This is a genomic window from Cobetia sp. ICG0124, from assembly GCF_004006355.1.
Classification (GTDB): Bacteria; Pseudomonadota; Gammaproteobacteria; order Pseudomonadales; family Halomonadaceae; genus Cobetia; species Cobetia marina.
In genome coordinates this window covers 681,317-695,280 of the sequence record NZ_CP024893.1, presented here as the reverse complement: position 1 = coordinate 695,280, position 13,964 = coordinate 681,317, and the positions used below count along the sequence as shown (strand labels likewise).

The window sequence follows — 13,964 nt, the reverse complement described above, 5'->3', positions numbered from 1 at the left end:
CTCACATAGAGGTCATCCATGAAGAGACAGAAACGTGATCGCTTTCAGCGTGCCTATGTTCACGGCTACAAGGCCGGCGTTACCGGTCGTTCCCGTGATGATTGTCCCAGTATCGATGTCAATCTACGTGAATTCTGGATGAGTGGCTGGCGCGAAGGACGTGGCGACCAATGGTCTGGCATGACCGGCGTGTCCGGCATCCACAAGAACCCCATGGTGCTGTCCTGAGCAAGATGGCGCCTGGCGCCTTTCACCCCGCCCACGCAGCCTGATGCGCTGCGCAAGCGGATTCTCCGGCATCAGTCTACCGGATCGCCTGATCAATGGCGCCGGAAGGCACGTACAGAGAGGACTCGAGGTGTTCACGGTGACTCAGTCGATGCTGATGTCACCCGGAAAATCCCAAGGACGTCGCTTAGCGACATGACAAGCCACCAGGGAGGTAACGCCTTATTTCTATCTTGAAGACGCACGGCACTGTCAGGCGCGTGAAGCAGTAGGCAATGGGGCCGACTCGCTTCTCCGCTTGAAAGGCCGAGATGTTGGCGCTCGTGTCGATTCCCTCGCGACATGGCTCCAGAGAATGCGCGGCAGGCGACGGCCTGCATGAACGACGGTTCAGCGCGGAGCACGACACGGGCAAACGTTCACCTTGACTGCATCAGCAGGCTTCTTGCAGGCCTGCTATCACCATCCACGGACCCGATGAGCTCGATGGGCCAATACCCGACCGCCGTTCCTGACGGCAAAAGCGCTTCGCATCGTGCACGCTGGCTGGACATGGCAGCCAACACGGCAATGTCAGTTCACGAGACACATCGCTGACACTGCCACATCATCATTCACGCCGGTACCGAGGCCGCCTTCTGATGTCAGGAGGCGGCTCTTTCGTTATCCGCCTTCTCCAATGCACGCGCGCACTCTCCGATCAGCGCCGGGCCGCGATAGATCAGCCCGGAATACAGCTGAACCAGATCCGCCCCCGCGGCAATCTTCTCACGTGCACTCTCGCCATCGGTGATACCGCCCACACCGATGATCGGCATGTTCGGCAGCGCTTCACGCAGGCCACGAATCACACGGGTGGAGGATTCACGCACCGGTGCGCCGGAAAGTCCGCCCGCCTCCTGCGCATGCGGACTACCCGCTACCGCCGTACGCTCGATGGTGGTGTTGGTGGCGATGACGCCATCGATGCCGTTGTCCGCCAACGCCCGCGCCACGAACAGAATCTCTTCACTGTCCATATCAGGGGCGATCTTGATCACCAGCGGGACCTTCTTGCCACGCTCGGCATCGAGTTGATCACAGCGCTCGCGCAGCCCCGCCAGCAACTGATTGAGGTGGTCCCCGAACTGCAGATTGCGCAATCCCGGCGTGTTGGGCGACGAGATGTTGGCGGTGATGTAGTCGGCGTGAGCATGCACGGCCGCGAGGCAGACCAGATAGTCGTTCAGCGCATCATCCACCGCCGTGGTCAGGTTCTTGCCGATGTTGATCCCCAACACGACACCGGAGGCACCACGCGCCTGACTGGCCTTGACCTTCGCGACCAGATGCTCAACCCCGGCATTGTTGAAGCCCATGCGGTTGATGATCGCCTGGTGCTCCGGCAGGCGGAACAGGCGCGGCTTCGGATTGCCAGCCTGCCCTTTCGGCGTCACCGTGCCGACCTCCACGAAACCGAATCCCAGGGCGGCGAGCGCATCGAGGTGATCGGCATTCTTGTCGAGACCGGCAGCCAGCCCGACACGGTTGGGGAATTCTAGGCCCATCAGCGTCACCGGGTCACGTGGTGCCTCACCGCCCAATCCACGCGCCATGCCAAGCCGATGGGCCATGTCCAGGGCGTTGAGCGTCACACCATGAGCCGTTTCCGGATCGAGCTTGAACAGAAGCGAGCGAGCAAACGAGTACATGGTGATCTCCAGGCAGCAGCGACAGGGGGCATGACGACAGCGGAACTGGGCGCGAAGTATACCCGAAGCCCGTCGCGACAGACACTCCGTGTCAGGGTCTGATCGCTGGACTTATTTGACGTCCAGCTGACGCACCCGCACGGTGTAGTTGTTGACCCCTTCCATGGCAGTGCCGAACTTCTGACCGCTGACCCACACGGTGTAGCGCCCCGGTTCCAGCACGGTCTCGAGGTGGAAGTCGCCCTCGAAACCTTCGCCCTTGTCGCTGGCAACGGTATTGCCGTTCTCATCCAGCAAACGCATCTGCAGCTTGTAGGTACCTTCACTGCCCGGGAAGGTCTCGCTGTCGATGGTCACGGTGCCGCGATCTGAGACATCGAAGGTCATGACCTCGCCCTTCTCGCGAATGCGCACATCGGTGACGATCTCATCGAAACGACGGTCCGGCTCCGCTTCACTCTCGGTGACAGCAGCGCTGCCGGTCGCCGGGAGGCGGGAGGCGGGAGCGCGCGTCGTGGGGCCCCAGCTACCCGCGTTGCCGGTCTCGGCGGCCTTCTGCTCGCGCGCCGCCTGCTCAGCCGCGGCCACGGTGGCCGGCTTGATGGTCGCCACTTCATCGTCTGCATCGACGAAGGCAGTGCGGCGGCCATCACCATCGGTGTCCAGGAACACCAGACCGTCACCGGTCTCGATGCCGCTTTCCTCGGCGGAGAGCTTCTCACCGCTCTCGCTGAGGCCCGCCACGTTCACTTCATAGGTATTGCCACCCGACTTGCCGGCACCCAGCTTGTCGGCGCGTACGCGCAGCTTGTAGACCCCGGGCTCCAGCTCGACATTCATGTTCAGGCCATCCGATGCCCTGTCACCCGTGCCCGTGGCGATGATCGCACCCTGCTCGTCTTCCAGGCTGGCATCCAGGGTGTAGGGATCACTCACATCGAAGTTGGCGTTGCCGTCGATCTCATAACGTCCGGCTTCCTTGATGGTGAACTGATGGACACTGGTACCACCGAACTGGAAGTTCTGGCTGTGGGCATCGCTGCGCGGCTTGAGAAACTTGGAGATATCCAGCTTGCCCGCAGCGGCTTCGGCACGCTGCTGTGCAGGGCTGCCATCTGCCAGCACGGCCTGGGATGCGAGACTGGAGAGGCCGAGCGCAATGGCGCAGGCAAGGGGTAACGCACGTTGTGACATGGTGTCTCTGCCTTGTTGTACTGAAGTTCTTCACGCCTCGCGACGGGACTCGGCCAGATCGACCAGTTCACGCAGTGCGACGGCGAACAGCGGGAAGCTCAACTGGGCACCACTCTTCATCTCGCCGAGCAGTGAGCACCAGCGGCTGACCAGTCCTTCATGGCTTGCCATCCAGTTGTCGACACGCTCATCGATCTCGCGCGGGGCATTGTCCTGCTTGAGCACGCTGACGGTCAGGGCCAGCTGCTGACGATCCAGGTCATCACGGAAGCTCTCGCGCGCTTGGGCCTGCCAGCTGTCCTGCACCTCGAGGCCGTTGATCTTGTCGCCGACCCACGGCAGCTCGAGACGATGGCCGATGCCGTAGAAGGCTTCCGCCACACGGTTGATCTTCTCGCCGGTCACCTTGGCGGCCTCGATGATGCCGAGACCGGCATACAGGCTTGAGGTCGCCGCGATGGTGCTGGCCAGCGCTTCCGGAACGCCTGCCTCGACGTAGTGGTCGCGACGAGCCTCCCAGTGCTCGCGGGCTTCGCCCTTGAGGCGCTCGCCGATGCTCTCGGACAGCTGAGCCAGACGCGGCGCGAAGTGCGAGATGCTCTCCTTGACGCCCATGCTGCTGCGCTGGCGCAGGAACCAGCGGGTGGCGCGACGCATCAGGCGCATCAGATCGCTCATCATGCGGTACTGCATGTCGGCCGGCACCTGGTGATCCAGCGCCTCGATCTGGGTCCACAGCGCTTCCAGGTTGAAGCTGTCACGCGCCACGATGTAGGCACGCGCAATCTCGGCCTTGCCGGCACCGGTGGTGTCTTCCAGGCGACGCACGAAGGCGATGCCCATGTGATCCACCAGGTCATTGGCGATCTGGGTGGCGGCGATCTCACGCTTCAGACGGTGCTGATACATTTCCTCCGGGAAGCGCTCCATCAGCACGCGCGGGAAGGCACGCTCCAGATGCTGCTGCACGTAGCTGTCATCCGGCACGTCAGAGGCGATCAGACTGGTCTTGAGATCGCTCTTGGCGTAGGACACCAGCACGGACAGTTCCGGCAGGGTCAGGGCTTCACCGGCATTGGAACGCTCGATCAGCGCCTCATCGGAGGGCAGGAACTCGAGCTCGCGATCCAGGGTACCGGCCGCTTCGAGTTCATTGATGAAGCGACGGAAGACGCCCATGCCTTCCTTGGACTGCAGCTCGGAGAGCGACAGTGCCTGGGTCTGGCGATAGTTGTCCTTGATCACCAGCTCGCCGACCTCGTCGGTCATCTCGGCCAGCTGCTGGTTGCGCTGCTTGTCGGTCAGGTCACCGCGGGCGACGATGTCGTCCAGCAGGATCTTGATGTTGACCTCGTGATCCGAGCAGTTCACGCCACCGGCGTTGTCGATGAAATCGGTGTTGACGCGCACGCCACGCTTGGCTGCGGCTTCCATGCGGCCACGCTGGGTCAGCCCCAGGTTGCCGCCCTCTCCGACCACCTTGCAGCGCAGCTCGTTGCCATTGATGCGCAGACCGTCGTTGGCCTTGTCACCGACATCGGCGTGAGTCTCGGTGGAGGCCTTGACGTAGGTGCCGATACCGCCGTTCCAGATCAGATCGACCTGCGCCTTGAGCATCGCGTTGATCAGCTCGTTGGGCGCCAGGCGGTCTTCGCGGATGTCGAAGACTTCCTTCATCTGCGGCGTGATGGTGATGGTCTTGGCATCACGCGAGAACAGACCGCCACCTTCGCTGATCAGACTCTTGTCGTAGTCGTCCCAGCTGGAACGCGGCAGACGGAACAGACGCTCGCGCTCGGCGAAGCTCTTCGCGGTGTCCGGGTTCGGGTCGACGAAGATGTTGCGGTGGTTGAAGGCACCGACCAGACGGATCTTCTCGGACAGCAGCATGCCGTTGCCGAAGACGTCACCGGCCATGTCACCGATACCGACCACGCTGAACTCGTCTTCCTGGATGTTGATGCCCATCTCGCGGAAGTGACGCTGCACACTGACCCAGGCGCCCTTGGCGGTGATGCCCATGCCCTTGTGGTCATAGCCGTTGGCGCCACCAGAGGCGAAGGCATCGCCCAGCCAGAAGCCGTACTCGTTGGAGATGGCATTGGCGATGTCGGAGAAGGTCGCGGTGCCCTTGTCCGCCGCGACCACCATGTAGGGGTCGTCTTCGTCATAGCGCACGACGGCGTTCGGCGGTACCACGTCACCACCGGACAGGTTGTCGGTGATGTCGAGCAGTGCGCGGATGAAGATCTGGTAGCAGGCGATACCTTCCTTCTGGATCACGTCACGGTCGTTGCTTTCCGGCATGCGCTTGCAGACGAAGCCGCCCTTGGCACCCACCGGCACGATGACCGCGTTCTTGACCTGCTGCGCCTTGACCAGCCCCAGCACTTCGGTGCGGAAGTCCTCGTGACGGTCGGACCAGCGCAGACCACCGCGCGCGACCTTGCCACCGCGCAGGTGCACGCCCTCGACGCGCGGCGAGTAGACGAAGATCTCGAACATCGGACGCGGCTTGGGCACGTCCGGAATCTGACGGGTATCGAGCTTGAAGCTGATGTAGTCCTTGGCCTGACCATCTTCCGCCGGCTGGAAGAAGTTGGTGCGCAGGGTGGCCATCATCAGATCCACGTAGCGACGCAGCAGACGGTCGTCGTTGAGGCTGGAGACCTGATCGAGCAGACCATTGATGCGCTCGCGGCAGGCGCTGACGTCATCCTCATCGCCCTGACCCTGCGGGTCGAAGCGCAGGTTGAACAGCTGCACCAGCTCGCGGGTGATATCCGGATGGCTGCCCAGGGCATTGGCGATGTAGGCCTGGGAGAGGCCGAAGCGGATCTGCTTCAGGTAACGCGCGTAGGCACGCAGCATCGCCACTTCACGCCAATCAAGGCCGGAGCCGATGATCAGGCGGTTGAAGGCGTCGGATTCGGCTTCACCGGACCAGATCTTCTTGAAGGCTTCGATGAAGCTCTCGCGCACTTCGGACAGCTCGACTGCGCCCTTGCCGTGGTGCTCCAGATCGAAATCGTGGATCCAGCAGGTGGCATCGCTGCGCTCGATCTCGTAAGGACGCTCGCCGATGACGCGCAGCCCCAGGTTCTCGAGAACCGGCAGCACGTCGGACAGCGGAATCGGCTGATGCTTGTGGAACAGCTTCAGGTTGACACCCGAGTTGTCATCCTCGACCAGACGATAGGTGCTCAAGGCCACGACATCGCCTTCATCCAGCGCACGCAGATGGCCCACGTCGTAGACGGCGGTGCGCGGCGAGAAGTCATCACGGTAGCTGCCCGGGAAGGCATCGCGATAACGGCTCATCAGTTCATTGGCCTGCTCTTCACCGAAGCCTTCCACCATCGCGGCGTGCAGCTCGTCACGCCAGCTGCGTGCCAGCTGGGCGATCTTGTTCTCCAGCGCGCGCATGTCGTACTGACCAGGCTCGTCGCCCTTGAAGCGCAGGATGAACTGGATGCGTGTCAGCACGGACTCGGACAGATACGGCGTGAAATCACCGAAGGTGGCATCCAGCTCTTCGCAGAGCAGATTCTGGATGCGCACGCGCAGGTCGGTGGAGTAGACATCGCGCGGCACGAACACCAGCACGGAGAAGAACTTGCCGAAGCGGTCTTCACGCACGATCAGACGCACGCGACGACGCTCACGGATATTGAGGATGCTGGTGGCGGTGCGGGTCAGCTCATCCGTGGAGATCTGGAAGAGGTCATCACGCGGATAGACTTCCAGAATCTGCAGCAGGTGCTTGCCGTTGTGGCCCTTCGGGTTGACCCCGGCGGCCTCCATGACGTCCTGCACCTTGCGACGCAGAATCGGCACGTTGCGCGGACTCTGGTTGTAGACCGTTGAGGTGTAGAGCCCCAGGAAACGACGCTCGCCGATCACGCGGCCTTCGGCATCGAAGCGCTCGACAGTGATGTAGTCCGGATAGGCCGGACGGTGCACGCGGGCGTGGAAGGCGCTCTTGGCGAAGGACAGCAGCTCCGGGATCAGCACGTACTGATCGCTGTTGACGCTCTGCTGATGGCGGGACTGCTCGTGATAGCGCTCGAGGTCCAGCTTCAGGACGCCAAGCTCGGAACCCTCGACCTTGCTCAGCACGCGAGTGCCGTCTTCCTGCTCTTCGACGGTGTATTCGTCATAGCCGAGGAAGGTGAAGTGATCGTTGCCCATCCACTCCATGAACTCGCAGGCTTCCTGGTGATCCGCCTCGGACACGGTGGCAGGACGGTTGTCACGCAGCTCTCTGAGCGCCTGAGCCCCCTGGGAGCGCATGGCCTCGAAATCCGCCACGGCGACCCGCACTTCAGCCAGCACTTCACTCAGGCTGTTTTCCAGATCTTCGAGCATCTCGCCATCGTTGTGACGATCGATCTCGATGTAGATCAGTGACTCGCGCGTCTCGGGAGCGTTCTCGGCGCGCGGCGCGGTCACGCGCTCCAGCTGACCGGAGGCATCGCGCGCCACGGCCAGCACGGCATTGTGGATGGCATGCACGGTGATGCCGCGACGATTGAGCTCGATGCGCACCGAGTCCACCAGGAAGGGCATGTCCGGGTGCAGCACTTCGATGATGGTATGGGTGGACTGCCAACCATGCTTCTCGAAGTCAGGGTTGTAGGCGCGCACCTTGGGGGCAGCGTGACTCTGCAGGAAGTGCCATATGGCCAGAGTGGAGCCGTAGAGGTCATCCAGCTTGCGCTCGGCCATGTCCTCGAAGGAAGCCGTCGCATGATAATCGCGCGCAAAGGCCGCGATTTCCTGCACCTTGTCCTTGGGAAGTCGCTTGTCCAGCTGCTCTTGGAGCTGCGCAAGGAATTCCTGCTTGCCGTCCGTCGCCACGTGTAGCATCAATCACCTCGACTGACCTGATGGAAGTATCAGGAAGAATAGTCATAGAGAGCCCACGCTCGCACCCGTGACAGGATGCCAAGGCGCAGGCTCATGCAGTGCATCACAGACTAGCGCAGTCTGTGCCTCGGCCCCATGCCTGTTCCATATTGGTCATGCTGCATGACATCTGTGCATCGGGTATTGACTTGCGCCTCGCGTCATGAAACGAAAGTCTAACACTCACTTCCTGACGAGATAGACCCCACACTCCAGGTGATCGGTATAGGGGAACTGGTCGAACAGCGCGAAACGCTCGATGCGATGCGTGCGGCACAGCACCTCGAGATTCTCGCTCAGCGTCTGCGGGTTGCAGGAGATATAGACGATCCGTTCGTAGCGCGCGGTCTGCTCGCAGCTGTCGGCATCGAGACCGGCGCGCGGCGGGTCCACCAGCACGGTGCGGAAGTCATGATTCTCGAGGTCCATCTCCGCCACGCGACGCCCCTCCTTCTCACCGGCCAGTGCCAGCGAGAAGTCCTCGGCGGACATGCGCGCCACCTGGGCATTGTCGATGCCATTGGCCGCCAGATTGACCTGCGCCGAGGCCACCGACGTCCGCGAGATCTCGGTGGCCAGCACGCGACGGAAGTTCTCGGCCAGCGCGATGGTGAAATTGCCGTTGCCACAATAGAGCTCGACCAGATCGCCCTGCTCCCGGCCTTCCGCTCGCGCCTTGTCCGGATGGGTCACGTCGCGCGCCCAGCTGAGCATGGAGCGGCAGATCTCGGCGTTGGGCTGGGTGAAGCTGTTCTCGACCTGCTGATAGACATATTCACGTCCATCGACCTCGAGACGCTCGAAGACGTGATCGCGCGTCAGCACGAGGTGCTGCTTGCGTGAACGCCCGATGATCATGATGTCGAGTTCCTGCTCCAGCGCGCGCGCCTCGGCTTCCCAGTCCTCTTCCAGCTTGCGGTGATAGATCAGCGTGACCAGTGCCTCGCCACTCAGGGTGGTGAGGAATTCACACTGGAACAGACGCTCACGCAGCACCGGACTGGCCTTGAGTCGCTCACGCAGCAGCGGCATCAGCGTATTGATGCGCTGGCTGGCCACCGGGAAGTCGTCCATCCGCACGACCGTCTTCTTCTTGTTGCCCTCGTCGTCGAATTCCACCTCGAACATCGCATAGTAGAGGTCGTCATCCTCATGCCAGATACGAAATTCGCAGCGCATGCGGTAATGACTGGGCGGCGAGGGAAACACCTCGAGCTCCGGCGCATCGAAGGCGGCGAAACGGGCGCGGGTCTGCTCGGCCTTCTCGGCAAGCTGCTGTTCATACTGACTGGGATCGACGATGGCGATGGCCACACTGACTCCTGCCTGCGGGCATACCGCAGCACTGAAACGATGAGCAAAGGGACGCGGATGGGGTCATGGCAAGCCATGCCGATCACGTCCATTCAAAGGTTGGGCGCGCTAGCCTACCACCGGCAGCGCGAAGCTCAAGCACGGGTTGGTGACTCACCTGCCCAAGGCGCTGGCGATGTCCGCACTGAGCAGCGGGAAGTGGGTACAGCCGAGAATCACCACCTCCAGCCCCGGTACCGCCGCGAGATCCGCCAGACTCGCCGCGACCACCTCGGGGCGAGCAGCCTCGCCACGCAGACGGCGCTCGGCCTCGGCGACCAGCGGGTCCGCCGCGACGCGAATCACCTGGCAGTCCGCCGCGAAATCATGGATCAACTGCTCGGTATAGGCACGCCTCACCGTGGCGGAGGTGGCCAGCAAGCCGAACACTGGCGGCTCGCCCTGTGCGCGGCGCACCGCGCTCTGACGGCTGCGCGCCAGCAGCGCGGCAGGCTTGATCGCCGGTACGGTACCGATCACCGGAATCGACAACGTCTCGCGCAATGCCTGCAGCGCCAGCGTGCTGGCGGTATTGCACGCCACCACCAGGGCACGCGCTCCACTTGCCTCGACCGCCGCCGCACACACCTGCGCGATGCGCGTCACCAGCCAGTCATCGGCCTTGGTGCCGTAGGGGAGCGCGGCGTTGTCACACACATAGGCCAGCGGCAACGTCGGCCATTGGCGGCGAATCTCCGCCGCCACCGAGAGTCCTCCGACCCCCGAATCAAAGATCAGCACCGGCGCGCTATTTTACCTGCTTGGTGACGATGTAGGTGAAGTAACGATCGATCCCCAGCTCTGAGACCAGCCAGCGGTCGATCAATCGCTGGTAGGCATCGATGCTCGCCGTCTCGAGACGCAGCAGATAATCCACGCCGCCGCCGACCGCCACGCACTCGATCACCTCGTCCGCCTCGCGCATGGCGCGCTCGAAGCGCTGGAAGCTCTCGGCATCGTGATGCTTGAGGTGTATCTCCACCCATACCGGCGTGCGCGGGGCTGCCACCACGGCGCCGCCGCGCTGCGCCTCGAGCAGCGCCTGATTGATGCGCGCCGAATAGCCCTCGATGATACCGGCCTGCTCAAGGCGCTTGACCCGCTCCCAGCACGGGCTGACCGACAGATTGATCTCCTCGGCCAGCCGCGACTTGGTAATGCGACCATCGCGCTCGAGGATCGCCAGAATCTTCAGATCGAAGGCATCAAGCCTGGGCGCGGGCATCGCGCGCGCAGCGCCTGAACTCATGAGGCATCTCGCGCCAGATCGTCCACCACCTCGGCGATCACCGCCAGCGTATCGCCGAGACTGACCTGCGCCGGGAAACGCCGGGCCACCAGCACGCCGTCGCGCTCGGCACGATATTCCACCGCCGGCTGACCGGCCCGCCCCAGCGGGTAGACCCGAGCCACGCACTGCCCCGCGCTGACCTGCTCACCCAGCGCCACGCACAGTTCCAGCAGGCCTTCATGCTCACTCTGCACGTAGCAGCTGGCATCCGGCATGTCGATCAGCAGCGGCCTGGCCGCCTGGTCGGCATGGCGTCGCTCGACATCGCCTTCCAGGTCGGCACGACTGCGTTCGCGCAGCACGCCACTGAAGGCGAGGAAGTTGTCGACGCCACGGTCGGCGATCGCCTGGCGCTCAGGCGTGGTGGAACCGCCGCCCCCCAGCTCCGTGGTGACGAAGACCTTGCCCTGGCGCTCCACGGCAGTGTCGTAGAGCGCCTCGGCATCCAGCTCGAACATCATCATCGCCGAAGGCGCACCGAAGGCCAGCGCGCCGGCCAGACTCTCGGCTTCCTGATGACGGCACTGCTCCACGCCCAGCGACGCCTCGAGATAGTCCAGGCGGTGCGCGGCCGCGAACGGCAGGATATCCAGGGTGCGGCCACCGGAATGCAGGTCCAGCGCGTAGTCACACTGCGGTACCAGCACCCGGGTGAAATAGTCGGCGATCTGCTCGGTAGGTCCCCCTCGGGATCGCCGGGGAAGCTGCGATTGAGATTGCCGCCATCAAGTGGCGAGCAGCGCCGGCCGGCCTTGGCCGCCAGCGCATTCATGGTCGGCACGATGATGACACGCCCCTGCACGTCCTCGGGCGTGAGGCGGGCCGCCAGCTTGTAGAGCGCGGTGATGCCCTCGTACTCGTCACCGTGATTGCCGCCGGTGAGCAGCACCGTGGGGCCTTCACCGTTGGCGATCACGCTGATCGGGGTCATCACGGCACCCCAGGCAGACTCATCGGTGGAAATCGGCAACTTGAAGAAGCCGTGCTGAAGGCCATCGGCGTTCAGGTCAATGGTCAGGCTGACGGGAGATTCACGCATGACAGGCCTCCTTGGCCGGACGAACTGCCAGCCCGTCACTTGACGAACAGCTGGCGGGGCACGTCACACAATGGCTCGGCACCATTCTCGGTGATCAGGATCGACTCGGTGATCTCGAGCCCCCAGTCATCCATCCACATGCCGGGCATGAAGTGGAAGGTCATGCCCGGTTCCAGCACCGTCTCGTCACTGGGGCGCAGACTCATGGTGCGCTCGCCCCAATCCGGCGGATAGCTGATGCCGATGGGATAGCCGCAACGTGCGCCCCCCCGGTCGAAGCCGTACTTGTCCATCGCCGCGCCCAGCGCCAGCGCGATGTCGCAGCAGCGATTGCCCGGTCTGGCGATGGCCAGGCCGCTTTCGATGCCTTCCAGCAGGGCGGACTCACCACGCACGAAATCGCGCGGCGGCCGACCGAGAAACACGGTGCGCGAGAGCGGCGCGTGATAGCGCTTGTAGCAGCCGGCGATCTCGAAGAAGGTGCCCTCGCCCTCGCGAAACGGCGTGTCATCCCAGGTCAGGTGAGGGGCAGCGGCATCACTGCCGGTCGGCAGCAATGGCACGATGGCCGGATAGTCGCCGCCGAGAATCTCGCCATTCGGCCCGACCACACCCTCGACCCCGACACGATAGATCTCGGCGACCAGTGCACTCTTGGGCAGGCCCGGCTCGATCATCTCGAGGATGCGCGAGTGCATGCGCTCGACGATGCGCCCCGCCACGCGCATGTAGGCGATCTCCTGCTCGGACTTGATCGCCCGACACCAGTTGACCAGCGAGTTGGCGTCCACCAGTCGCGCGTGGGGCAACTCCTTGACCAGCGCCAGATGGGCACGCGCCGAGTAGTAGTAGTTGTCGAGCTCGACCCCCACCACGCCGTCGTGCCAGCCGCGCTGCGGCAGGATAGACTGGGCGAGAAACTCCATCGGATGCATGTCCGGATTCTGCACGTAGTAATCCGGATACCACAGGATGTTGTCCTCGCCCATCCAGCAGGTACGCAGCGCGCCGTTGCCGTCCTGACGGCGTCCGTACCAGACTGGCTCACCGCTCAGACCCAGCAGTACACATTGGTGCACATAGAAGGACCAGCCGTCATAACCGGTCAACCAGGCCATGTTGGAGGGGTCGGAAATCACCATCACATCGATGCCGGCACGCGCCATCGCTTCCCGGACACGCTGGATACGGGCGTGATATTCCCCGATGGTGAAGGCCTGGCGTCCGGCCGACAGTGGCCGCGGTACCCAGTTGTCGGGCATCGCCTGCGCTTCGCCATTCGGCAAGTTGTAGAGCCCCGCGAATGGAGGCTGGGCAATAGGCGGATGCGACGGGAATTGGCTCATGCAGCGCTCCTGTTCAATCAGGCCTTGAGGCAAGCAGCACGTCGGGGCGGAGCCGTCAACGTATATGCGAACATCCGAATTCCCCTCTTGATTCGAGTCTGTCACTCTGCCGACAGCGGGTCAAAGGATCGCGACGTGAAGGCGATTCTCAATCTGGGTGCCGGCGTGGACAGCCTGCTGGCCAATCCCGCCCTGCCTCGAGAGGTGCCGGTGCTCAAGCTGCGCGATGCCGGCATGGCCAGCCACATGCTCGATTACGTGCGCTACGGCCTGCTGCACTTCCGACGTGACTTCGATCGCTACGCTGTCCAGCAGTCAGAGCGTCACTGGGCGCCACATCGCGTGGTGCGCGCCAGGCATTATCCGGTCGCGGTGCTCGGCCTGGGTGCCATCGGCCGGCAGATCGCCGAGGCGCTGGCGGCAGACGGCTACCCCGTGCATGGCTTCAGCCGCAGCGCCCACACCCTGGAGGGCGTGACCTGCCACCATGAACAGGGGGAAGGCGGTCGCTCGCTCAAGGCAGTGCTGGGAGATGAAACGCTTGGCCTCAAGGCGGTGATCAACCTGCTGCCCAACACCACCGCCACTCGCGACGTGCTGAATGCAGAGGTCTTCGCGGCCCTGCCCGATGACGCCGTGCTGATCAATCCCGGCCGCGGCAGCAGCGTGGTCGAGGAGGATCTGCTCGCGGCGCTGGAGAAGGATCAGTTGCGCGGCGCGCTGCTGGATGTCTTCCAGCATGAGCCGCTCGCCGGCGACAGCCCGCTGTGGCAGCACCCGAAGGTGATCATCACCCCGCACGCCGCCGCCCCGACCCCGGTCTCCGAGGCCGCCGACCAGCTGGCGGAGAACATCCGCCGCGTGCAGCGCGGTGAGTCCCTGACGGGCATCAGTCTGGAACACGGCTACTGAGG

9 protein-coding genes and 1 pseudogene are annotated in these 13,964 nt (G+C 63.5%); 2 read left to right on the top strand and 8 right to left on the bottom strand.

Translation table 11 applies throughout. From position 1 onward, the window contains the following. Positions 1-18 precede the first annotated feature (18 nt). Positions 19-228 carry a ribosome modulation factor gene (rmf, locus tag CU110_RS03155; RefSeq protein ID WP_043334308.1) on the top strand — a complete coding sequence of 70 codons (210 nt, stop codon included), beginning with the start codon at positions 19-21 and terminating at the stop codon, positions 226-228. Between the two features lie 644 nt (positions 229-872). Here rmf and CU110_RS03150 read toward each other — a convergent pair. From CU110_RS03150 to doeA, 8 genes and pseudogenes are all read right to left on the bottom strand, one after another. Beyond that, complete coding sequence (locus tag CU110_RS03150; RefSeq protein WP_127734530.1) at positions 873-1,919, bottom strand: quinone-dependent dihydroorotate dehydrogenase; 1,047 nt, start codon at positions 1,917-1,919, stop codon at positions 873-875. Between the two features lie 111 nt (positions 1,920-2,030). After that, a complete protein-coding gene (locus CU110_RS03145) occupies positions 2,031-3,113 on the bottom strand; it encodes a hypothetical protein (protein ID WP_127734528.1) in 1,083 nt (360 codons plus the stop codon). 30 nt (positions 3,114-3,143) lie between these two features. Beyond that, complete coding sequence (locus CU110_RS03140; protein ID WP_084207941.1) at positions 3,144-7,982, bottom strand: NAD-glutamate dehydrogenase; 4,839 nt, start codon at positions 7,980-7,982, stop codon at positions 3,144-3,146. Between the two features lie 222 nt (positions 7,983-8,204). Beyond that, complete coding sequence (trmA, locus tag CU110_RS03135; RefSeq protein WP_084207940.1) at positions 8,205-9,335, bottom strand: tRNA (uridine(54)-C5)-methyltransferase TrmA; 1,131 nt, start codon at positions 9,333-9,335, stop codon at positions 8,205-8,207. Positions 9,336-9,488: 153 nt separating this feature from the next. Continuing rightward, positions 9,489-10,115, bottom strand: a complete 627-nt coding sequence (murI, locus tag CU110_RS03130; protein WP_127734526.1) for a glutamate racemase — start codon at positions 10,113-10,115, stop codon at positions 9,489-9,491. 7 nt (positions 10,116-10,122) lie between these two features. Further along, positions 10,123-10,623 (bottom strand): Lrp/AsnC family transcriptional regulator, encoded by a 501-nt coding sequence (locus CU110_RS03125; RefSeq protein WP_240499656.1) that lies wholly within the window; start codon positions 10,621-10,623, stop codon positions 10,123-10,125. After that, positions 10,620-11,704: pseudogene (doeB, locus tag CU110_RS03120) on the bottom strand (N(2)-acetyl-L-2,4-diaminobutanoate deacetylase DoeB). Before doeB ends, CU110_RS03125 begins: the two are co-directional and overlap by 4 nt. Before the next feature lie 35 nt (positions 11,705-11,739). Continuing rightward, positions 11,740-12,966 (bottom strand): ectoine hydrolase DoeA, encoded by a 1,227-nt coding sequence (gene doeA / locus CU110_RS03115; RefSeq protein WP_077378504.1) that lies wholly within the window; start codon positions 12,964-12,966, stop codon positions 11,740-11,742. A gap of 219 nt (positions 12,967-13,185) precedes the next feature. On the opposite strand from doeA, the gene CU110_RS03110 reads away from it, so the two are divergent. After that, positions 13,186-13,962: an NAD(P)-dependent oxidoreductase gene (locus CU110_RS03110; RefSeq protein ID WP_164850261.1), complete on the top strand. Its 777-nt coding sequence runs from the start codon at positions 13,186-13,188 to the stop codon at positions 13,960-13,962. The last annotated feature ends 2 nt before the right edge of the window (positions 13,963-13,964 follow it).